Source organism: Sphingomonas flavida (assembly GCF_036663655.1).
In the GTDB taxonomy this organism is placed as follows: domain Bacteria; phylum Pseudomonadota; class Alphaproteobacteria; order Sphingomonadales; family Sphingomonadaceae; genus Sphingomonas.
The window spans coordinates 73968-96426 of record NZ_JAXOJH010000013.1 but is presented as its reverse complement, the minus strand read 5'-3'; the positions used below and the strand labels follow the sequence as shown (position 1 = coordinate 96426).

18 protein-coding genes are annotated in these 22459 nt (G+C 67.0%); 5 read left to right on the top strand and 13 right to left on the bottom strand.

The features are described 5' to 3' along the window. Window positions 1-65 precede the first annotated feature (65 nt). The 4 genes from glgC (at window position 66) to glgX (ending at window position 6362) form a co-directional block, all read left to right on the top strand. Window positions 66-1328: a glucose-1-phosphate adenylyltransferase gene (gene glgC / locus U1703_RS14480; protein WP_320453259.1), complete on the top strand. Its 1263-nt coding sequence runs from the start codon at window positions 66-68 to the stop codon at window positions 1326-1328. Between the two features lie 8 nt (window positions 1329-1336). Continuing rightward, entirely contained in the window at window positions 1337-2791 is a 1455-nt protein-coding gene (gene glgA, locus U1703_RS14475) for a glycogen synthase GlgA (protein WP_332786232.1), read from the top strand. Next, window positions 2788-4413, top strand: a complete 1626-nt coding sequence (locus U1703_RS14470; protein WP_332786231.1) for an alpha-D-glucose phosphate-specific phosphoglucomutase — start codon at window positions 2788-2790, stop codon at window positions 4411-4413. Before glgA ends, U1703_RS14470 begins: the two co-directional genes overlap by 4 nt. Before the next feature lie 155 nt (window positions 4414-4568). Further along, on the top strand, window positions 4569-6362 hold the full coding sequence (gene glgX / locus U1703_RS14465) for a glycogen debranching protein GlgX (RefSeq protein WP_332786230.1): 1794 nt from the start codon (window positions 4569-4571) through the stop codon (window positions 6360-6362). Here the strand turns inward: glgX and cyoD are convergent. From cyoD to U1703_RS14440, 5 genes are read right to left on the bottom strand one after another with little or no spacing between them, the layout of a single operon-like run. Beyond that, window positions 6359-6742, bottom strand: a complete 384-nt coding sequence (cyoD, locus tag U1703_RS14460; protein ID WP_332786229.1) for a cytochrome o ubiquinol oxidase subunit IV — start codon at window positions 6740-6742, stop codon at window positions 6359-6361. The genes glgX and cyoD overlap by 4 nt on opposite strands. Next, window positions 6739-7374, bottom strand: a complete 636-nt coding sequence (locus U1703_RS14455; RefSeq protein ID WP_332786228.1) for a cytochrome c oxidase subunit 3 — start codon at window positions 7372-7374, stop codon at window positions 6739-6741. The genes cyoD and U1703_RS14455 overlap by 4 nt, the downstream gene beginning before the upstream one ends. Beyond that, on the bottom strand, window positions 7371-9383 hold the full coding sequence (cyoB, locus tag U1703_RS14450) for a cytochrome o ubiquinol oxidase subunit I (protein WP_332786227.1): 2013 nt from the start codon (window positions 9381-9383) through the stop codon (window positions 7371-7373). Before cyoB ends, U1703_RS14455 begins: the two co-directional genes overlap by 4 nt. After that, window positions 9380-10267 (bottom strand): ubiquinol oxidase subunit II, encoded by an 888-nt coding sequence (gene cyoA / locus U1703_RS14445; RefSeq protein WP_332786226.1) that lies wholly within the window; start codon window positions 10265-10267, stop codon window positions 9380-9382. Before cyoA ends, cyoB begins: the two co-directional genes overlap by 4 nt. A gap of 48 nt (window positions 10268-10315) precedes the next feature. Further along, on the bottom strand, window positions 10316-10762 hold the full coding sequence (locus U1703_RS14440) for a hypothetical protein (protein WP_332786225.1): 447 nt from the start codon (window positions 10760-10762) through the stop codon (window positions 10316-10318). 89 nt (window positions 10763-10851) lie between these two features. Between U1703_RS14440 and U1703_RS14435 the strand changes: the two genes are divergently transcribed. After that, window positions 10852-11685: an HpcH/HpaI aldolase/citrate lyase family protein gene (locus U1703_RS14435; protein ID WP_332786224.1), complete on the top strand. Its 834-nt coding sequence runs from the start codon at window positions 10852-10854 to the stop codon at window positions 11683-11685. Between the two features lie 309 nt (window positions 11686-11994). On the opposite strand, the gene U1703_RS14430 is transcribed toward U1703_RS14435, so the two are convergent. The 8 genes from U1703_RS14430 to U1703_RS14395 all read right to left on the bottom strand — a co-directional run bounded on the left by U1703_RS14430 (window position 11995) and on the right by U1703_RS14395 (window position 22402). Further along, window positions 11995-13992 carry an acetyl-CoA carboxylase biotin carboxylase subunit gene (locus U1703_RS14430; protein ID WP_332786223.1) on the bottom strand — a complete coding sequence of 666 codons (1998 nt, stop codon included), beginning with the start codon at window positions 13990-13992 and terminating at the stop codon, window positions 11995-11997. A gap of 203 nt (window positions 13993-14195) precedes the next feature. After that, window positions 14196-15221, bottom strand: coding sequence for a biotin synthase BioB (bioB, locus tag U1703_RS14425; RefSeq protein ID WP_332786222.1), 1026 nt, complete (start codon window positions 15219-15221; stop codon window positions 14196-14198). A 14-nt stretch (window positions 15222-15235) separates the two neighbouring features. Next, window positions 15236-17491, bottom strand: a complete 2256-nt coding sequence (gene scpA, locus U1703_RS14420) for a methylmalonyl-CoA mutase (protein WP_332786221.1) — start codon at window positions 17489-17491, stop codon at window positions 15236-15238. Between the two features lie 86 nt (window positions 17492-17577). Further along, a complete protein-coding gene (locus tag U1703_RS14415; protein ID WP_332786263.1) occupies window positions 17578-18336 on the bottom strand; it encodes an enoyl-CoA hydratase-related protein in 759 nt (252 codons plus the stop codon). 8 nt (window positions 18337-18344) lie between these two features. Then, entirely contained in the window at window positions 18345-18764 is a 420-nt protein-coding gene (mce, locus tag U1703_RS14410; protein WP_320453246.1) for a methylmalonyl-CoA epimerase, read from the bottom strand. 216 nt (window positions 18765-18980) lie between these two features. Then, a complete protein-coding gene (locus tag U1703_RS14405) occupies window positions 18981-20507 on the bottom strand; it encodes an acyl-CoA carboxylase subunit beta (protein ID WP_320453245.1) in 1527 nt (508 codons plus the stop codon). Window positions 20508-20784: 277 nt separating this feature from the next. Next, window positions 20785-21717 (bottom strand): 50S ribosomal protein L11 methyltransferase, encoded by a 933-nt coding sequence (locus U1703_RS14400; RefSeq protein ID WP_332786220.1) that lies wholly within the window; start codon window positions 21715-21717, stop codon window positions 20785-20787. Continuing rightward, window positions 21707-22402, bottom strand: coding sequence for an SDR family NAD(P)-dependent oxidoreductase (locus U1703_RS14395; RefSeq protein ID WP_332786219.1), 696 nt, complete (start codon window positions 22400-22402; stop codon window positions 21707-21709). Before U1703_RS14395 ends, U1703_RS14400 begins: the two co-directional genes overlap by 11 nt. Window positions 22403-22459 lie beyond the last annotated feature (57 nt).

Genomic DNA, 22459 nt, shown 5'->3' with positions numbered 1-22459 from the left:
TTTTACGAAAATACCAACGCCTTGCCTGCGCGTTGCGACACTGACAGACGGATGGGAGACGGACGATGGACCTGAGGCGCGGACAACCGCTGGCGCGCGATGCCATGGCCTATGTGCTGGCGGGCGGCCGTGGCAGTCGCCTGATGGAACTGACCGATACCCGCGCCAAGCCCGCCGTCTATTTCGGCGGCAAGGCGCGGATCATCGACTTCGCCCTGTCCAACGCGATCAACTCGGGCATCCGCCGCATCGGCGTCGCGACCCAGTACAAGGCGCACTCACTGATCCGCCACCTCCAGCGCGGCTGGAACTTCCTGCGCGACGAACGCAACGAGAGCTTCGACATCCTGCCCGCCAGCCAGCGGATCAGCGAATTCCAATGGTATGAGGGCACCGCCGACGCGGTGTTCCAGAATATCGACATCATCGAAAGCTATGCGCCCGAATTCATGGTCATCCTGGCAGGCGATCACGTCTACAAGATGGACTATGAACTGATGCTCCAGCAGCATGTCGACAGTGGCGCCGACGTCACCGTCGCCTGTCTGGAAGTGTCGCGCGAGGAAGCCAGCGCATTCGGCGTCATGCATGTCGACGAGACCGACCGCATCGTCGATTTCGTCGAGAAACCCGCCGATCCGCCCTCCATCCCCGGCAATCCGGGCGTGTCGCTGGCGTCGCTGGGCATCTATGTCTTCCGCACCGCCTTCCTGTTCGAACAGCTGCGCCGCGACGCCGCCACGCCCGGTTCCGCCCGTGACTTCGGCAAGGACATCATCCCCTATCTGGTCGAGCATGGCAAAGCGCAGGCGCATCGCTTCTCCGCCTCCTGCGTCCGCTCGGACGACGAACCGGGTGCCTATTGGCGCGATGTCGGCACCGTCGATGCCTATTGGGAGGCCAGCCTCGACCTGACCGACGTGGTGCCGCAGCTCGACCTCTACGACCGTAGCTGGCCGCTCTGGACCTATGCCGAGATCACCCCGCCCGCCAAGTTCGTCCATGACGTCGAGGGGCGGCGCGGGTCGGCGGTGGCCAGCCTGATCGCGGGCGACTGCATCGTGTCGGGATCGTCGATCAACCGCTCGCTGCTGTCGACCGGCGTGCGCACGCACAGCTTTGCGTCGCTCCACGAGGCGGTCGTCCTGCCCTTCTGCCATATCGGGCGCGGCGCGCAGTTGCGGCGGGTGATCCTCGATCGTGGCGTCAGGATTCCCGACGGGCTGGTGGTGGGTGAAGACCCCGTGCTCGACGGCCACCGGTTCCGCCGTACCGACAAGGGCATCTGCCTGATCACCCAGCCGATGATCGACCGTCTGGCCAACTGAAAGTCCCCATGACCCTTTCCGTCCTGTCGGTCGCCTCGGAGGCGTTCCCGCTCATCAAGACCGGCGGCCTGGCCGATGTCGTCGGCGCGCTGCCCGAGGCGCTGGCGCCGCACGACATCGCCGTGACGACGCTGATCCCCGGTTTCCCCAAGGTCATGCGCGCGATCGGCGAGGATGCGCCGCGCGTCCATCACTGGACGCATATCATCGGCACCGACGCATATTTGCGCGAGGCGATGATCGGCACGCACCGGCTGCTGGTGATCGAGGCACCGCAGCTCTGGGAGCGCGAGGGGCTGCCTTATGTCGATACCGCCGGAAACGACTGGCCCGACAATTGGCGGCGTTTCGCGGTGCTGGCGCGCGCGGGCGCGGACCTCGCCTCGGGCGCGGTGCCGGGCTATGATTTCGACCTGCTCCACGCGCATGACTGGCAGGCGGCGCTTGCCCCCGCCTTTCTCCATTATGCGCCCGGACCGGGCAAGGTCGCCAAGAGCATCGTCACCATCCACAACATCGCCTTCCAAGGATCGTTCGCGGCGCATCACTTCCCCGATCTGGGCCTGCCGCCCGAGGCGTGGTCGGTCGAGGGCGTCGAATATTATGGCCAGGTCGGCTATCTGAAGGCGGGCCTGCGCACTGCCGACGCGATCACCACGGTCAGCCCGACCTATGCCGAGGAGATCCACCGGGTTCAGTATGGCATGGGACTGGAAGGCCTGATCGCCGCCCGCGCCGAATGCGTCAGCGGCATCGTCAACGGCATCGACCCCGCCATCTGGAGCCCGAAGGCCGACGCCGCCCTGCCCGCCCCCTTCACCGTCGACACGCTGGACGCCCGCATCGCCAACAAGCGCGCGGTCGAGCAGGCGTTCGGGCTGGACGAGGATGACAGCCCGATCTTCACCGTCATCAGCCGCCTGACCTGGCAAAAGGGCATGGACGTGCTGGTCGAGGTGATCGACGACCTCGTCGCGATGGGTGGACGGCTGGTCGTGCTGGGCACCGGCGATCCGGCACTGGAGATCGCCTTCGCCACGGCAGCGCTTCGCCACGCGGGCCGCGTCGCGGTCCGGATCGGCTATGACGAGCCGGTCTCGCATTTGCTTCAAGGTGGCTGCGATGCGATCGTCATCCCCTCGCGGTTCGAGCCGTGCGGGCTGACCCAGCTTTACGGCCTGGCCTATGGCTGCGTGCCCGTGGTCGCGCGCACCGGCGGGCTGGCCGATACGATCATCGACGCCAACGAGGCCGCCCTGGCGACCGGGGTGGCGACCGGGCTTCAGTTTGACAACGTCACCACCGACAATATCGTCGCGGTGCTGCGTCGCACTATGAGACTCTATGCCGATCAAGACCAATGGCGGACCATTCAGGTCAATGGCATGAATGCCGATTATAGCTGGCACCATAGCGGCCGCCACTATGCCGAACTCTACCGATCCGTGCTGGGGAACCCATGATCAAGACCGTCTCGACCGAGCCCTATCTCGACCAGAAGCCCGGCACCTCGGGCCTGCGCAAGAAGGTCCGCGTCTTTCAGCAGCCCCATTATGCCGAGAATTTCATCCAGTCGGTGTTCGACGCGCTGGGCGACGAGAAGACCGGCCAGACGCTGGTGATCGGCGGCGACGGACGCTTCCTGAACCGGGAGGTGATCCAGGTCGCGATCCGCATGGCGGCGGCGAACGGCTTTGCCCGCGTCGTGGTCGGCCAGGGCGGCATATTGTCGACCCCGGCGGCCAGCAACGTGATCCGCCAGCGAGGGGCGCTGGGCGGCCTGGTCCTGTCGGCCAGTCACAATCCGGGCGGCCCGGATGAAGACTTCGGCATCAAGTACAATATCGCGAATGGCGGCCCCGCGCCCGAGAAGGTCACGGACGCCATCCACGCCAACACCAAGTCGATCAGCCGCTGGCTGACCGTCGAGGCGGACGATATCGACCTCGACACGCTGGGCGACGTGACGGTGGGCGACATGACCGTCGAGGTGATCGACTCGGTCGCCGACTATGCCGCGCTGATGGAAAGCCTGTTCGACTTCGCCGCGATCCGGGCTACGGTCGCGGGCGGCTTGACCATGTCGTTCGACGCGATGAGCGCGGTGACGGGGCCCTATGCAACTGAAATCCTCGAAAAGCGGCTGGGCTTCGCGCCGGGCACGGTGAAGAACGGCACGCCGCTGCCCGATTTCGGCGGCCATCACCCCGACCCCAATCTGGTCCACGCCAAGGAATTGTACGACCGGATGATGGCCCCGGACGCGCCCGATTTCGGTGCGGCCTCGGACGGGGACGGCGACCGCAACCTGATCATCGGGCGCGGGCGCTTCATCACGCCGTCGGACAGCCTGGCGATGCTGGTGGCCAATGCGCATCTCGCACCCGCCTATGCCGGTGGCCTGAAGGGCATCGCCCGCTCGATGCCGACCAGCGCCGCCGCCGACCGTGTGGCCGAGAAGCTGGGCATCCCGGCCTATGAGACGCCGACGGGGTGGAAATTCTTCGGCAATCTGCTCGACGCCGGGATGGCGACGATCTGTGGCGAAGAGAGCGCGGGCACCGGATCGGACCATGTGCGCGAGAAGGACGGGCTGTGGGCCGTGCTGCTCTGGCTCAACATCCTGGCCGCCTCGGGCAAGTCAGTGGACCAGATCGCGCGGGATCACTGGGCGACCTATGGCCGCAACTATTATGCGCGCCACGACTATGAGGGCGTCGAGAGCGAACGCGCCGACGCGCTGATGGCGGACCTGCGCGCCAGGCTGGCGACCCTGCCGGGCGAGAGCTTCGCGGGCCTGACGGTCGAGACGGCGGACGACTTCGCCTATACCGACCCCACCGACCAGTCGGTCAGCCGCAACCAAGGCATCCGTGTCCTGTTCCAGGGCGGCAGCCGCGTGGTGTTCCGCCTGTCGGGCACCGGCACCAGCGGGGCGACGCTGCGCGTCTATCTGGAGCGTTATTCGGCCGACCATCTCGACCGCGAGACGCCGGAAATGCTCGCGGACATCATTCAGGCGGCGGACGAGATTGCCGGGATCACCCGGCATACCGGCCGCACCGAACCCGACGTGGTGACCTGATCGTCCTTTGGGGGAGGCCACCGCCCTCCCCCCTTTCCGTGCCCCGGCGAAGGCCGGGGCCCAGTTGCCGCCAAATTGGTGAAACTCCCGACAGGTCGACCCAACTGGACCCCGGCCTTCGCCGAGGTGGTCATGATGGGTAAGGTCGGGTCGCCATGACGAATCAGTCCTATCCCCTCGGCGCAACACCCGTTCCCGGCGGCACCCGCTTCGCCGTACGCTCCACCGCCGAGCAAGTGGAGCTTTGCCTGTTCGAGGGCTCCGACGAACGCCGCATCGCCATGAGCCGCGACGGCGATATCTGGACCGCGACAGTTCCCGGCACCGACCATCTCTACGGCTATCGCGCTTACGGCGACTACGACCCCACGCGCAATTTGTGGTTCGATCCCGCCAAGCTGTTGGTCGACCCCTATGCCCTCGAACTCGACCGCCCCTTCGTCCAGTCCCCGCGCCTCGCCCGATATGGCGAGGACACCGCCGACATCGTTCCGCGCGCGCGTGTCGTCGCGCCGCTGACCACCACCCCTGCCCTACCGCTGTTCCGGCCGGGCGGGTTGATCTACGAACTCAATGTGCGTGGTTTCACCATGCGCCATCCCGCTATCCCGCCCGAACAGCGCGGCACCCTCGCGGCGCTGGCGCATCCGGCGGTGCTGGATCATCTGCGCAAGCTGGGCGTGGCGGCGGTCGAGCTGATGCCGATCACCGCCGCGATCGACGAGCGCCACCTGCCGCCGCTCGGCCTGCGCAACGCCTGGGGTTACAACCCGGTCGTGCCGACGGCGCTCTGCCCGGAGCGGGTGCCGGGCGGGGTCGCGGAACTCGTCGCGACCATCGCGGCCCTGCGCGAGGCGGGGATAGCGGTCATCCTCGACCTCGTCTTCAACCATATGGGCGAAAGCGACGTGCAAGGCGGCACGCTGTCCTTTCGAGGGCTAGACCCGGATGTCTATGCCCGGACCGGCGACGGTACGCTGATCAACGATGCGGGCACCGGCAACACGCTCGACGCCAGCCGTCCGAGCGTTCGCGCCATGATCCTCGACAGCCTGCGGCACTTTGCGCGGGCGGGAGTGGACGGCTTCCGCTTCGACCTTGCCCCGGTTCTGGCGCGCGGGCCGGGGTTCGACGCCCATGCCCCGATCTTCGCCGAGATCGCCGCCGATCCGATCCTGTCGACCCGCATCATGATCGCCGAACCCTGGGACATCGGGCCCGGCGGCTATCAGCTGGGGGCGTTCCCCGAACACTGGCTGGAGTGGAACGACAAATATCGCGACCAGGTTCGCCGCTTCTGGCGCGGCGACGGGCGCAGCGGCGATCTGGCAACGCGGATCGCGGGATCGGCGGATGTGTTCGTGGGGCCCTCCAGCCGCTCGGTCAATTTCGTCGCGGCGCATGACGGCTTCACCCTGGCCGACATGACCGCCTATGCCACGCGCCACAACCACGCCAATGGCGAGGACAATCGCGACGGGCATGGCGACGAGGTGTCGTGGAACCACGGCGCCGAGGGCCCCACCCACGATCCCGCCATCCGCAACGCTCGCGAGGCTTCCGTCCGGGCCATGCTCGCCACGCTGTTCCTGTCGCGCGGCACCCCGATGCTGACCGCCGGTGACGAGTTCGGCCGCAGCCAGAAGGGTAACAACAACGGCTATGCCCAGGACAATGACACGACATGGCTCCACTGGGAAAACCGTGACGCGGCGCTGGAGAATTTCGTCGCGCAACTCAGTGCGTTTCGCCGCGAGACGCCGCTCGACTGGACCGACTGGCTGGGCGGGGCGGAATGGCGCACCTTCTCGGGCGATCCGATGGGGCCCGATGACTGGAACGGCGAAGGCTTCGCATTGCACCTGCCGCTCGGTGACGACAGCCTGATCCTCCGCTTCGACCGCGCCCGCGGCGTCGCTGCTGTCCGAGGCTCCGCGATCCGCAGCTAGGGCGTGGCCATCGGTCCCATCAGATTGTGGTTCAGATGCCCCATGATCCAGATGGACCCCAGCAGCACCAGCGCGACGATCAATATACCGAACAGCAGCGCCAGCACGTTGTTGCTGTTGTCCGGACCCGTAGTGATGTGCAGGAAGAACACCAGGTGCACGCCCATCTGCCCGATCGCCAGCGCGACAAGGGCGGCGGGCACGGCCGGGCCCCAGACGATATCGAACTGCACCAGCGCAAAGGACGCCGCCGTCAGGATCGCGGCGGCGACCAGCCCGATCGCATAGCTGCGAATACCGCCGACGATCGAGTCGTGTTCGCTCTCCTCGCCCGGTGCGGTTTCGTCGCGCGACATTTCCTCGTCGGGCCGCTCGCTCATCCGCGCACTCCCATCAGATAGACCATGGTGAACAGCGCTACCCAGATGATGTCGAGCGCATGCCAGAACAGGCTGAAGCACAGGATGCGGCGCAGGATATCCTCGCGAAATCCCTTGGCCCAGGCCTGCGCCATCATCGTCGTCAGCCAGAGCAGGCCGAGCAGAACATGCAGGCCATGGCACCCGACCAATGCGAAGAAGGCCGACAGGAACGCACTGCGCCCAGGCCCCGCCCCTTCGCCGATCAAGTGGAGAAACTCATACGCCTCCAGCGCGAGGAACCCCGCACCCAGCAGCCCGGTCCCCGCCATCGCGATCTGGAACCAGCGCATGTTGCGCGCCAGCGTGCCGATCCCCGCCAGGCCGCAGGCAAAGCTGGACAGCAGCAACAGCACCGTCTCCGCTTCGACCAGTTCCAGCTCGAACAGATCCTTGCCTGAAGGGCCACCCGCCGTCGCATTCACCAGCACCGCGTAACCGGCGAAGAAACAGGCGAACAGGATGAAGTCCGACAGCAGGAAGATCCAGAAGCCGTAGGACACGACGACCCGCTTGGGCGCGGGGCCGTCCGGGTTCGGCTCGGCGGCACGGCCCAGCTTGTTGGGATCATGAGTCTGCGCGGTCTGGCTCATGACAGCGCTTCCTGCGGCAGATCGAGCAGCGTCGCCTTGCTGCGACGGCGTTCCTGGTCGAGCCGCTTCACCTCGTCGGCCGGAATCTCATACTCCGCCTCGTCGCGCCATGCGAAGACCACGAACGTCGCCCAGGCGCCCAGAAAGCCCAGGATCACCAGCCACCAGATGTGCCAGATCAACGCAAAGCCCATAGCGGTCGAGAAGAAGGCGCTGACGATCCCGGTCGGCGAGTTGCGCGGCATCTCGATCGGTTCGTAGTCGGGCAGGTCGGACAGGGCCCGCTTTTCGCGCGCGCGCGCCTTGATGCCCCAATAGGCCTCCTCGCCCTTCACATCGGGCAGCACCGCGAAGTTGAAGGCGGGCGGCGGCGAGGTGGTGACCCACTCCAGCGTGCGGCCGTCCCAAGGATCCCCGCTCTCGTCCACCCGGTCCTTGCGCGTGCGGATCGAGACGTAGAGCATCATGACCTGACACGCGATGCCGCCCGCGATCAGCACCGCGCCGAAGGCCGCGACCAGCAGCCACGGATGCCAGCCGGGCACGTCATAATGCTGCATCCGCCGCGTCATGCCCATCAGGCCGAGCACATAGAGCGGCATGAAGGCGACGTAGAAGCCGCTGATCCACAGCCAGAAGGCGCGCTTGCCCCAGGTTTCGTCCAGGGTGAAGCCGAACATCTTGGGAAACCAGTAGGTGAAACCCGCAAAGGCCCCGAACAGCACCCCGCCGATGATGACGTTGTGGAAATGCGCGACGAGGAACAACGAGTTGTGCAGCACGAAGTCGGCCGGCGGCACCGCCAGCATCACGCCGGTCATGCCGCCGATCACGAAGGTCACGATAAACCCGATCGACCACAGCATCATCGACGAATAGCGGATGCGCCCGCCATACATGGTGAACAGCCAGTTGAAGACCTTCACCCCCGTCGGCACCGCGATGATCATCGTCGTGATGCCGAAAAAGCCGTTCACATCGGCCCCGGCACCCATGGTGAAGAAATGGTGCAACCACACCATGAAGGACAGGATGCAGATCACCATGGTCGCGATGACCATCGAGCGATAGCCGAAGAGCGGCTTGGACGAGAAGGTCGAGATGATCTCGGAAAACACGCCGAAGGCGGGAAGGATCAGGATATAGACTTCCGGATGGCCCCAGGCCCAGATGAGGTTCACGAACATCATCTGGTTGCCGCCCGCTTCCGGGGTGAAGAAATGGAAGCCGAGATAACGATCGAGGATCAGCATCCCCAGGCACGCGGTCAGCACCGGAAACGCCGCGACGATCAGCAGGTTGGACGCCAGCGAGGTCCAGGTGAACATCGGCATCCGGCTGTAACCCATGCCGGGTGCGCGCATCTTCAGGATGGTGGTGACGAGGTTCACGCCCGACAGCAGCGTCCCCATCCCCGATATCTGCAGCGCCCAGAGATAATAATCGACGCCGACACCGGGCGAAAAGCGCAGTTCCGAAAGCGGTGGATAGACCAGCCAGCCGGTCTTGGCGAATTCGCCGATGACCAGGCTCATGTTGATCAGCAGCGCGCCGCTGGCGGTCAGCCAGAAGCTGACCGAATTGAGCGTCGGGAACGCCACATCACGCACGCCAAGTTGCAGCGGCACGACGAAGTTCATGAGGCCGATCATGAACGGCATCGCCACGAAGAAGATCATGATCGTGCCGTGCGCCGAGAAGATCTGGTCATAGTGATCGGGCGGCAGATAGCCTTCATTGCCATACGCGATCGCCTGTTGCGACCGCATCAGCAGCGCGTCGGAAAATCCGCGAAGCAGCATGACGCCCGCCAGCAGGCAGTACATCACACCAATCCGCTTGTGATCGACGCTGGTGATCCACTCGCTCCAGACATAGGGCAGGTGCCCCCGTCGCCAGGCCCAGAGGAACACGGCCAGCAGCATCAGGCCGACGACGCCCGCCGACACCAGCGGCAACGGGTCGTGGAACGGGATCGAGTCCCAGCCGAGCTTGCCGGTGAAACTCATTGCTCGCGCCCGTCCTTGGCCTGTTCGCCCTCGGGCGCGCCGTTCCGCATGACGATCTGGTCATAGAGGCCGGGCTGGATCCGGGGATAGCTGGCGGGGCGGACATTGCGGCTGGGATGCGCCATGGCGACGAACTGGGCCCAGTCGAGCGTCTTGCCCTGCCCCGCTTTGGCGGTCGCCACGAAGCGGTCGAAACTGGCCTGCGGCACCGCATCGACGAAGAAGTTCATGTCGGCAAAGCCCTCCCCGCTATAATGCGCCGACAGCCCGCGATAGCGCCCGGCCTTGTCGGCGCGCAGGTGGAGCGTCGAGTCCATGCCCGACATGGCGTAGATCTGGCTGCCCAGCTGCGGCACGAAGAAGCTGTTCATGACGCCCGCCGAGGTGATGCGGAACTTGACCGGCGTGCCCACCGGCACGACCAGCCGGTTGATCGTCGCGATCCCCTGTTCGGGATAGATGAACAGCCATTTCCAATCGGTCGCGACGACCTCGACGGTCATCGTCCTGGCCCTGGACGCGATCGGCTTGGGGGGATCGAGATCATGGCTGCCGATCCAAGCGATCCCGCCCAGGAACATGATAGCCAGAGCCGGGATCGACCAGACCAGCAGTTCCAGCCGCCCCGAATAAGCCCATTCAGGCAGATGTTTGGCGCGGCTGTTGCCAGCGCGGAACCACCAGCCAAAGGCGAAGGCCAGTATGATCACCGGAACGACGATAGCCAGCATCACCGCCAGCGAATTGAAGAAGATGCTGCGCTCGCCCGCCGCGATCGGCCCGGCCGGGTCCAGGATGCCGGGCTCACAGGCCGTCAGGACGACGCACAGGCCCAGCGACGCAAAACGCGCGGAACATCGGGCGAGGCGCGGATCGCGGAGCATTCATTTCGTGAACGGCGGCCTTGCGCTTTCGTTCCGCCCCGCCCGGTTTCAGGCGGCGAGTCTTCGCCCTTCGCTGTCGTCGGTGTCGTTGGCGGGTCGGTCCGTACGGCGCGGACGGGCCGCCCGGCTTGCGGTGAGGCGCGCCGCCATGCGCTGGAAGACAGGCCAGCGCGTCAGGAATGAGGACGACAGCATCGCCGCCATCCCCAACTCGGCCATGCTGCCCCATTCGATCGCCGAGGCGAGCATCATCAGGTCGCCCATCGACCCACCCGCCATGGCGAGCATCCGGATTTCGTCGATCTCGAACCAGATGGCGAGCCCGATCAGCGCCACCCCGACCACCATCATCGCCCAGTGTCCCGGCCTGACTCGATTGAGCCGCTTGGCCGGAGCCTCGACCAGCATCCGCGCCAGCCAGCGGCTGACCGGCAGATCCGGCCAGACATAGAGCAACATCGTCAACCCCAGCAGCAACAGCGTCACGGTCATCATGCCTTCCCCCTTTGATTCGGATTATGGGGCGGCAGCGGCAATTTACCAGAGGCGTGACGGCAGGCGGGCCCCACGTCTATGATCCACCCATGACCCTGCGCAGCGCCCTGTTCCTCCCCGCCTCCAACCCCCGTGCCCTTGCCAAGGCGCGAACCCTGCCGAGCGATGCGGTCATCCTGGACCTGGAGGATGCGGTCGCCCCCGATGCCAAGGCACTGGCGCGCGAGGCGGCCGTGGCGGCGGTGTGCGAGGGGGGCTTTGGCGAACGGGTGCTGGTCGTGCGGACGAACGGGCTGGATACGCCCCACGCCATGGGCGACCTCGCCGCGCTGGCGACGACACGGCCGGGCGCGGTGCTGATCCCCAAGGTGGATGACGTCGCGACGCTCGCCGCCGCGCGCGCGACGCTGGGACCGGACGTGCCGCTCTGGGCGATGATCGAGACGTGTCGCGGCATCCTGTCATTGCCCGCCATCGCGGCGGCAGCGCATGAGGTCGGGCTGGCGGCCCTGGTGGCGGGGACCAACGACCTGGCCAAGGAGATGCGCCTGCCCGCCCCGCCCGCGCCGGAGGCGCTGTTGCCGCTGCGCGTGCAGATCGTCGTCGCCGCGCGCAGTGCCGGGCTGATCGCGCTGGACGGCGTGTGCAATGCCCTCGATGCGTCCGATCGGCTGGCGGCGGAATGTGCCGAGGGGCGGCGGCTGGGCTTCGACGGCAAGACGCTGATCCACCCCAACCAGATCGCCGCCGCCAATGCCGAGTTCGGGCCCGACGAGGCGGAGATCGCCTGGGCGCAGCGGGTGGTGGCGGCCTTTGCCGAACCGGACGCGGCCACGCTGGGGGCGATCCGGCTGGATGGGCAGATGGTGGAACGGCTGCACCTGGCCGAGGCGGAGCGGATATTGGCGCTCGCGCAATCATGAGCCCCCACTCATTCCTCCCCTTATAGGGGAGGTGGCAGGGCGAAGCCCTGACGGAGGGGTGTCACCCTCTCGATAGCCTAGAACGCGATGGCATGAGGTTGACCCGAAGAAAGCCCCTCTCCTTTAGGGGAGGGGTTGGGGTGGGGCATCACCCCAAGGCTTGTCGTTTGTGGAAGCGCCCCACCCCCGGCCCCTCCCCTGAAGGGGAGGGGTGGATCAAGCTGACGTCATCGTGCTCTAGACACTCCTCCGACGCGCCGCGCGCGTCACCTCCCCTTCCAGGGGAGGAATAGGTCGGGCTTGCACGGGTTACTCCAGCTCCAAAATCACCCCATCGACCGCCAGGCTGTCGCCGGTCTTGGCGGAGATGGTCTTGACCGTGCCGGTCTTGGCCGCGCGCAGGATGTTTTCCATCTTCATCGCCTCCACGACCGCCAGCGGCTGGCCCGCCTCGACCTGATCCCCCTCGGCCACGTCGAGGCGGACGAGCAGGCCCGGCATTGGCGCGATCAGGAATTTGGACAGGTCGGGCGGGACCTTTTCGATCAGGTGCCGCGCATAGGCCGCCGCACGGGCGGGCAGGACGCGGACCGGATGGCTCGCCCCGCGCGTGGTCAGGCGGAAGCCGGTGCGGGTCCGCGCGATACGGACATGGAGGGTTTCACCATCCTCGTCCTCGACCGCGATCATCCGGTCGCCCGGCGTATAGGCGATGGCGAGGTCGAGTTCGGCCCCATCGACGCTGATCCCGTCGGTCGAGACGTTCACCGCGTGATCGACGCCGCCGATCCGCACCGTCCAGTCGGCGGGCGGCTGCAGCCGGTGGCCGAGCTGGCCGTCGATCCGCCGCGCGCGGTCGGCCTCGGCTGTGGCGGCGAAGGCGGCGACGGCGGCCAGCGTCCGGGTCAGTTCCTCGCCAGCGGGGGCGCCCTGGAAACCCTCGGGATATTCCTCGGCGATGAAGCCGGTCGACAGGGCACCCGAACGGAAGCGGGAATGCTGCATCAGCGCCGAGACGAAATCGATGTTCGTCCCCGGCCCGACGATCTCGAACGCGTCGAGCGCGGCGATCTGCGCATCGATCGCGGCTTCGCGGGTGGGAGCCCAAGTGACCAGCTTGGCGATCATCGGGTCGTAGAACATGCTGACCTCGCCGCCCTCGGCCACGCCGTCGTCGACGCGCACGCGCACATCCTCGTCGCGTTCGTCGGCGGGCGGGTTGTAGCGCACCAGCCGCCCGGTCGAGGGCAGGAAGCCGCGATACGGGTCCTCGGCATAGACGCGGTTCTCGATCGCCCAGCCGGTCAGCGTCACCTCGTCCTGGGTGAAGGCAAGGGGTTCTCCGGCAGCGACGCGGATCATCTGCTCGACCAGATCGAGGCCGGTGATTTCCTCGGTGACGGGGTGCTCGACCTGAAGCCGGGTGTTCATTTCGAGGAAGTAGAAGCTCTTGCCGGTGGTGTCCGCGCCCGACACGATCAGCTCGACGGTGCCCGCCGAATAATAACCGACAGCGCGAGCGAGGGCCACCGCCTGCTCGCCCATGGCGCGGCGCATCTCGGGCGTGACGAAGGGGGACGGTGCTTCCTCGACCACCTTCTGGTGGCGGCGCTGCACCGAGCATTCGCGCTCGCCCAGATAGACAATGTTGCCATGCTGGTCGCCCAGTACCTGAATCTCGATGTGCCGGGGCGACTCGATGAACTTCTCGATGAAGACGCGGTCGTCGCCGAAGGAGGCGAGCCCTTCGCGCTTGGTCGCCTCGAACCCTTCGCGCACATCCGCTTCCGACCAGGCGAGCCGCATGCCCTTGCCGCCGCCGCCCGCCGACGCCTTCATCATGACGGGAAAGCCGATGTCCGTCGCGATGCGCATCGCTTCCTCGGTATCGGCGATCTCGCCCAGATAGCCGGGGACGACGTTGACCCCGGCCGCCTTGGCCAGCTTCTTCGATTCGATCTTGTCGCCCATCGCGGCGATGGCGTTCGGCGGCGGGCCGATGAATGCGACGCCCGCCTCGGCACAGGCCTTGGCGAAGCTCTCCCGCTCGGAGAGAAAGCCGTAGCCGGGATGGATAGCGTCCGCCCCCGTCGCCTTGGCGGCGGCGAGGATCAGCTCTGCCTTGAGGTAGCTTTCGGCGGCGGGTGCTGGCCCGAGGCGCACCGATTCGTCGGCCAGCCGGACGTGCGGCGCGCTGGCATCGGCGTCGGAATAGACCGCGACCGTGGCGATGCCCATGGCGCGCGCGGTGCGGATCACCCGGCACGCGATTTCCCCGCGATTGGCGATCAGGATTTTCTGGAACACGGGGATACCTCTCCTATTATGTCGTTGGTCCGTGTCGAATATTATCGGGAAAGCTCCACCCCGGCGAAGGCCGGGGTCCAGTTTCCTTTTGGCCGATGGCGCGCCGCGGCTCCTCGAGGGAGGCATCTGCCACGCGCCATCGAGGGCTCACCGCAACTGGACCCCGGCCTTCGCCGGGGTGGTCAGGATGAGTGGCAAGTGCGTCACTCCGCCGCGACCCGCATGGGCTCGGCGCCTTCCATTGGCTTCAGGCCCAGCTTGGCGAACAGCGCGGCGTCCGCATCGTCACCCGCATTGCCAGCGGTCAACAGCTTGTCGCCGGTGAAGATCGAGTTCGCGCCCGCCAGGAAGCACAAGGCCTGCGTCGCTGCCGACATGCTCTCGCGCCCGGCCGACAGGCGGACCATGCTCATCGGCATGGTGATGCGCGCGACCGCGACGGTGCGGACGAACTCGATATCGTCGATCCGCGCCAGCGGCGTGTCGGCCAGCATGTCGCCCAGCACCGTGCCCTTGACCGGGACCAGCGCATTGACCGGCACGCTTTCGGGATGGCGCGGCAGGGTGGCCAGCGCATGGACGAAGCCAACCCGGTCGCCCCGCGTCTCGCCCATGCCTACGATCCCGCCGCAGCACACCGAAATGCCCGCCTCGCGCACGTTCGACAGCGTCTCCAGACGGTCCTCGAAGCAGCGCGTGGTGATGACGTTGGCGTAGTTTTCGGGCGAGGTGTCGATATTGTGGTTGTAATAGTCGAGGCCCGCCTCGGCCAGTCGCTGCGCCTGGGGGGCGTCGAGCATACCCAGCGTCATGCAGGTTTCCAGCCCCATCGCTTTCACGCCCTCGACCATGGCGACGACCTTGTCCATGTCGCGCTCCTTGGGCGAGCGCCACGCCGCACCCATGCAGAAACGCTGCGAGCCCGCCGCCTTGGCCTCCGCCGCCGCCGCCAGCACGGTTGCCACGTCCATCAGCTTCTCGGCCTTCACGTCGCTCTCGGCAGACGCGCTCTGCGAGCAATAGCCGCAATCCTCGGGGCAGCCGCCGGTCTTGATCGAGCAGAGCGTGCAAAGCTGCACCTCGTCCGCCGCATGGTGCGCGCGGTGCACCTCGGCGGCGCGGAACAGCAGCTCGGTGAAGGGCAGGTCGAACAGCGCGCTGATCTCGCCGCGGGTCCAGTCGGTGCGCAGGGGGGCCGTCTCGGGGCGCAGCGCGGTGGTCGTCGTCATCACGTCTTGTCCTGTCATTCGCCCGTCTCGGGCGGCATGTTATGTCCCAGCAGCCTCAGCACATCCTCGGCCGCTTTTACAAGATTGGTCCCGGGGCCGAAAATCGCCTGCACCCCGGCATCATACAGCGCCTGATAGTCCTGCGCCGGAATAACGCCACCCGCGATGACCTTGATATCGGCGCGGCCCGCCTCGCGAAGATGGCCGATCAGTTCGGGGATCAGCGTCTTGTGCCCGGCGGCCAGGCTGGACGCGCCAACGACATCGACGTCGCGGGCCAGCGCGATCCGGGCGGCTTCCTCGGGCGTCTGGAACAGCGCGCCCGCCACCACCTCGAACCCCAGGTCGCCGAACATCGAGGAGACGAGGTTCGCGCCACGGTCATGCCCATCCTGGCCCATCTTGGCGACGAACAGCCGGGGCTTGCGGCCGAGACGCCGCTCGACCGCCTCGACACCGCGGATCAGGCGGGCCCAGCGTTCATCCTCGGCGTACGCGCCGCCATAGATCCCGGACACCGGGGTCGGCTGGGTGCCGTAGCGCCCGAACACATCCTCCAGCGCGGCGGAAATCTCGCCCAGCGTCGCGCGCGCCCGCGCGGCCTCGACGGCCAGCGCGAGGAGGTTCACCCCCATTCCTCCCCCGGCGGGGGAGGTGGCATCGCGCAGCGATGACGGAGGGGTGTCCACGCTCGAGAGGGGGGACACCCCTCCGTCAGCGGCTGACGCCGCTGCCACCTCCCCTTGCAGGGGAGGAGTTTGGGCGGCCTCACGCAGCGCATCGAGCGCGGCCCGGCACGCCGCTTCGTCGCGCGCGGCCTTCACCGCCGCGATCCGCGCCACCTGGCCCGCGCGCACCGCGTGATTGTCGATGTCGAGGATTTCCACCGGTGCTTCGTCGACCAGCCGGTATTTGTTGACCCCGACGATCACGTCCTCGCCCCGGTCGACCTTGGCCGCACGCGCCGCGCTCGCCTCTTCGATCATCGCCTTGGGCCAGCCCGCCGCGACCGCCTTGGCCATGCCGCCCTCGGCCTCGATCCGCTCGATTAATTCCCAGGCCCCGTCGACCAGGCTCTGGGTCAGGCTCTCGACATAGTAACTGCCGCCCAAGGGATCGACGACCTTGGTCATCCCCGTTTCCTCCTGCAGCACGATCTGCGTGTTGCGCGCGATCCGGGCGGAGAAGTCGGTGGGCAGCGCGATCGCCTCGTCCAGCGCATTGGTGTGGAGCGACTGGGTGCCGCCCAGCATCGCGGCCATCGCCTCGATCGTGGTGCGGATGACGTTGTTATACGGGTCCTGCTCGGTCAGCGACACGCCCGAAGTCTGGCAATGGGTGCGCAGCATCTTCGATCGCTCGTCCTGCGCGCCCAGTTGGGTCATCGCTCGGTGCCACAGCACGCGCGCGGCACGCAGCTTGGCGACCTCCATGAAGAAGTTCATGCCGATCGCGAAGAAGAAGGACAGGCGGCCCGCGAACTTGTCGATGTCGAGCCCGCTCGCGACCCCGTATTTCACATATTCCATGCCGTCGGCGATGGTGAAGGCCAGCTCCTGGAGCTGCGTCGCCCCGGCCTCCTGCATGTGATAGCCGCTGATCGAGATGCTGTTGAACTTGGGCATCTCTCGGCTCGTATAGGCGAAGATGTCCGAGATGATCCGCATGCTCGGCTCGGGCGGATAGATATAGGTGTTGCGGACCATGAACTCCTTGAGGATGTCGTTCTGGATGGTCCCTTCCAGCTTGGAACGATGAACCCCCTGCTCCTCCGCCGCGACGATGAAGAAGGCCAGCACCGGGATCACCGCGCCGTTCATCGTCATGCTGACCGACATGGCATCCAGCGGGATGCCGTCGAACAGGATCTTCATATCCTCGACCGTGTCGATCGCGACCCCGGCCTTGCCCACGTCCCCCGTCACGCGGGCATGATCGCTGTCGTAACCCCGGTGGGTGGCGAGGTCGAAGGCCACCGACAGCCCCTTCTGCCCCGCCGCCAGATTGCGCCGGTAGAAGGCGTTCGATTCCTCGGCGGTGGAGAAGCCCGCATATTGCCGGACGGTCCAGGGTCGGCCCGCATACATGCTCGCCCGCACGCCCCGCGTGAACGGCGCGAACCCCGGCAGGCCCGGGTCCGTCCGCACGTCCGCCGCCGTATAGAGCGGCTTGACCGTGATCCCCTCCGGCGTCCGCCAGTCGAGGTCGCGCCCCTTCACCTCCCTGGCGGCAAGGGCTTCCCAGTCAGACAGGTCAGGGCGTTCTGCCATCGGCCACTCCTCATCCATTCGTTACGCGCGCGGCTTATTTTCTTTCACTAGAGCGAAATCATCATACGCGCGCAAGGGCCCGCGCCTCAGCGACCCAGGAAACGCGGCGGACGCTTTTCGAAAAAGGCCCGGCCGCCCTCCTCGCCGTCATGGGTCGCGCGGGCGGCGCGCTGGTCGTCCGCCTCGCGGGCCAGCGCGGTGGCATAGTCGCCCTCCAACCCGGCCTGGAGCGCACGGCGCATCCGCCCCAGCGCGATGCTGGGCCCCGCCGCCAGCCGCGCGGCCAGCGCCAGCGCTTCGGCGTCCAGTACGTCATCCGCGACGACCTTGTGGATCATGCCCCAGTCGAGCGCCTTGGCGGCCGGAACCCGCTCGCCCAGCATCATCATCTCGGCCGCGCGCGCCCGGCCGATCAGCCGGGGCAGCATCCAGCTCGCCCCGCCATCGGGGACCAGCCCGATATTGACGAAGGCGTGGAGGAAATAGGCATTCTCGCTCGCGACGCAGAAATCGGCGGCCAGCGCCAGGCTGCACCCGATCCCCGCCGCCGCCCCGCGTACCGCGCTGACCACCGGAATGGGCAGGTCGGCCAGCGCCAGCATCACCGGGTTGTAATGCCCGACCAGCGCGCGGTGGACGGTATCGGGCCCGACATCCCCGCCCGATATGTCGGCCCCCGAACAAAAGGCCCGCCCTTCGCCCGCGATCAGCACCGCGCGGGCGTCGGCGCGCGCCTCCAGCGCGTCGCGGATCGCATCGAACAGCGCTGGCGGCGCGGCGTTCAGCCGCTCCGGGCGGTCGAGCGTGAGGATCAGGACATCGCCCCGACGTTCGACGCGCAGCATGGCCTCGCTCAATGCCCCTCCCCCGGTGCTTCCATCAGCTCGACCAGCACCCCGCCCATGTCGCGCGGGTGGAGGAAGACGACCGGCGTGCCATGCGCGCCGATACGCGGCTGGCCCAACAGCGTCGCGCCCTTGCCCTGTAACTCGGCGACGGCGGCGGCCATGTCGGCGACCTCGAAACAGAGATGATGCTGCCCGCCCGCCGGGTTCTTCTTGAGGAAGTTGGCGATGGGAGAGCTTTCATCAAGCGGCTGGATCAGCTCGATCTGGGTGTTGGGCGCGTCGATGAAGCACACCCGCACGCCCTGTGGCGGCAGGTCGAAGGGCTCGCCGATCGCTTCGGCACCAAGGAGGTGACGATAGGTTTCGACCGTCTGCTCGATCGACGGCGTGGCGATGCCGATATGGTTGAGGCGGCCGAGCGTCATGCGCGCTTCCGATCGATATGTGTGACGAAAGCGCCAGCCCTCCCCCGGCCCAGTTTCAGGTAAACGATGCCCCGCATCGTTTCGGTCATGCCGGGGGCATGACCAACCTGGAACTCGCCTGCGGGAGGGGAGGATTTCCGGGCGGACGGCATCCGCAAGCACGCCCCTCCCGCAAGCGGGAGGGGATGGGGGAGGGAAGCCGCGCTCGCGACCATCTCAGAGCGGCAGATTGTCATGCTTCTTCCAAGGATTGGTAAGGTCCTTGTTCCGCAGCTTGCGCAGGCCCAGCGCGATGCGACGGCGGGTCGAGTGCGGCTGGATCACCTCGTCGACGAAACCCTTGCTCGCCGCCACGAACGGGTTGGCGAAGCGGGCCTCATATTCCGCGGTACGCTCGGCGATCTCTTGCGGAGTCTTGCCGCGGAAGATGATCTCCACCGCGCCCTTGGCGCCCATCACCGCGATCTCGGCGGTCGGCCAGGCATAGTTGAGGTCGCCGCGCAAATGCTTCGACGCCATCACGTCATACGCGCCCCCATAAGCCTTGCGCGTGATGACCGTGATCTTGGGCACCGTCGCCTCGGCATAGGCGAAGAGCAGCTTGGCACCGTGCTTGATGATACCATTATGCTCTTGCGCGGTGCCGGGCAGGAAGCCGGGCACGTCCACGAACGTCACGATCGGGATCTCGAACGCGTCGCAGAAGCGCACGAACCGCGCGGCCTTGCGGCTCGCATTGATGTCGAGCACCCCCGCCAGCACCGTCGGCTGGTTCGCGACGAAGCCGACCGTGCGCCCCTCGATCCGGCCGAAGCCGGTGATGATGTTGCCGCCATGGGCGGGCTGCACCTCGAAGAAGTCGCCCTCGTCGACGACCTTCGAAATCAGCTCGTGCATGTCGTACGGCTGATTGGCGCTGGCCGGGATCAGCGTGTCGAGGCTTTCCTCGATCCGGTCCCAGGCATCGGCGGTCGGCCGCTCGGGCACACCCTCGCGATTGTTGGCGGGCAGGAAGTCGATGAAGTCGCGCGCCGCCAGCAGCGCCTCGATATCATCCTCGAACGCCACGTCGGCGACGCCGGTCTTGGTGGTGTGGGTCACCGCGCCGCCCAGCGCTTCCTGCGTCACGACCTCGTTGGTCACCGTCTTGACCACATCGGGGCCGGTGACGAACATGTAGCTGGAATCCTTCACCATGAAGATGAAGTCGGTCATGGCGGGCGAATAGACCGCGCCGCCCGCGCAGGGGCCCATGATCAGGCTGAGCTGCGGCACGACGCCGCTTGCCAGCACATTGCGTTGGAACACCTCGGCATAGCCGCCGAGCGAGGCCACGCCCTCCTGGATGCGCGCGCCGCCCGAATCGTTCAGGCCGATGACGGGCGCGCCGACCTTCATCGCCATGTCCATGATCTTGCAGATCTTCTGCGCGTGCCGCTCGGACAGCGATCCGCCGAAGACGGTGAAGTCCTGGCTGAAGACGAAGACCAGCCGCCCGTTGATCGTGCCCGACCCCGTCACCACGCCGTCGCCGGGAATGATCTGTTCGGTCATGCCGAAGTCGGTGCAATTATGCTCGACGAACATGTCGAGTTCTTCGAAACTGCCCTCGTCGAGCAGCACGTCGAGCCGTTCGCGTGCGGTCAGCTTGCCCTTGGCGTGCTGCGCGGCGACCCGCTTCTCGCCACCACCGGCGCGGGCGGCGGCGCGGCGGCGTTCCAGTTCGACCATCGTCGATGCCATGACCTCATCCTCTTATGTCTTTCAGGGGTCTATGCCCGAGAGGCCGGGGGGATGGCAATCGGGGAGGCTTACGTTGTCGTAAGGGTAAGGTGCCCATTGCGCTCCCCCTCCCGCAGGCGGGAGGGGGTCGGGGGGAGGGTAAGGAGTCTCACCGAGACTGTCGCCCGTGGCGCGACCTCCCCCAACCCAGTTTCAGGTCAACGATGCCTCGCATCGTTTAGGCCATGCCCGGGCAGGACCGACCTGAAACTCGCCTGCGGGAGGGGAGTTCAGACGATCAGATATCCAGCGCCCAGCCGTCGCGCCCCTTGGGGTCGAACGGACCATTCGGCGCGAACCGCTCGCGCCCCGCCCGCAACCGCAACACGCTCCAATCACCCCGCCGGTCGACCGTCTCCAGCATACACCCAGAGGCCTCGTAAGCCGCGACCACATCGGCGCGCTGCGTCTCTAGCAGCCCTGCCAGCACCAAGGTCGCCTCCGGCCCGGCAATGGCCGCCAGTTCGGGCGCCATCGAGATCAGCGGTCCTGCCAGGATATTCGCGATGACCAGGTCATAGGGCGACGCGGCCATGATCGGATCGGCCAGCGCGCCGTCGGCGACGATCAGTTCGACCCCGTCGACGCAGTTGATCGCGGCATTCTCCGCGGTCACGTCGATGGCGATCGGATCGATATCGGTCGCCACCACCTTGGCGTCCGGCCAGAGATGCCGCGCGGCGAAAGCGAGCAGCCCGGTGCCGGTGCCGACATCGATCGCATTCGTCACCACTTCGCCCGCCATTCCGTCGAGCATGGCGAGGCACCCGCTGGTCGTCTCATGATGCCCGGTGCCGAAAGCGCGGCCCGCCGGGATGTGGAAACCGCACAAGCCCTCCGGCACCGACTCGTCGCCAGTATGGACGAAGAAGCGCCCGACCGACAGCGGCGCCAGCCCGGCCTGGCTCATCGTCACCCAGTCCTGTGCAGGCACATGCTCGACCGTGGCGGGGTGATCGCCCGCGCTCGGCACAAGCGCGCGGATCGCCGCGATCGTGGCCGCATCGGGCTCCGCCTCGAAATAGGCGTCGAGCCGCCAATGCTCGCGGTCGTCCTCAATCTCCTCGGTGGTCATGATGACCGCCTCGATCGCCAAGTCGTCGGCGGCGTCGATCGCCTCCGCCTCGTCGCGCGTGCACGGCAGGGTCAGCTTCCAGCTGTCAGCGGACATAGCTGGCTCCATTCACGTCGAGGACCGCGCCGGTCATCGAGGGGGGCGCGTCGGTGCACAGGAAACGGACGGTCGCGGCGACTTCCTCGGGCGAGGCGACCCGGCCGAGCGGAATGTCGGCGAGCAGCTTGTCGCCGCCCCGGCTGGCCAGATAATCGCCCGCCATGCCGGTCATGGTGAAACCGGGACAGACCGCGAAGGCCAGGATTCCTTGCGCCGCATAACCGCGTGCGATGGTCTTGGTCATCGCGACCATGCCGCCCTTCGACGCGGCATAATGCCAATGGGCGGGCGAGTCGCCGCGATAGGCGGCGCGGCTGGCGACGTTGACGATCCGGCCACCAACGCCCCGCTCCTGCCAGTGCAGCACGGCCAGACGGCACAGTTCGGCCGAGGCGGTCAGGTTGACCTGCATCGTGCGCGCCCAGTTCGCCGACCAGTCGTCCGCGTCGAGCGGGCTTGCCTCGAAGATCCCGGCATTGTTGACCAGGATGTCGATCGCCCCGCCCGCCTGTTCCAGCGCCTCGCCCCAGAGGCGCGCGGGGGCGCCGGCCTGCGACAGGTCGGCGGCGATACCGCTGCGGGTGCCATGGCCCAGGACCTTCATGCCCGGCAGGTCGCCCAGGCTCGATGCGATGGCCGCGCCGATGCCTCGGCTGCTGCCCGTTACCAATATCGTCGTCATGCCTGCGCCCGTGCCGGGCGAGGACCGATGCGTCAACCGGCTGGATCGATCCTCCCC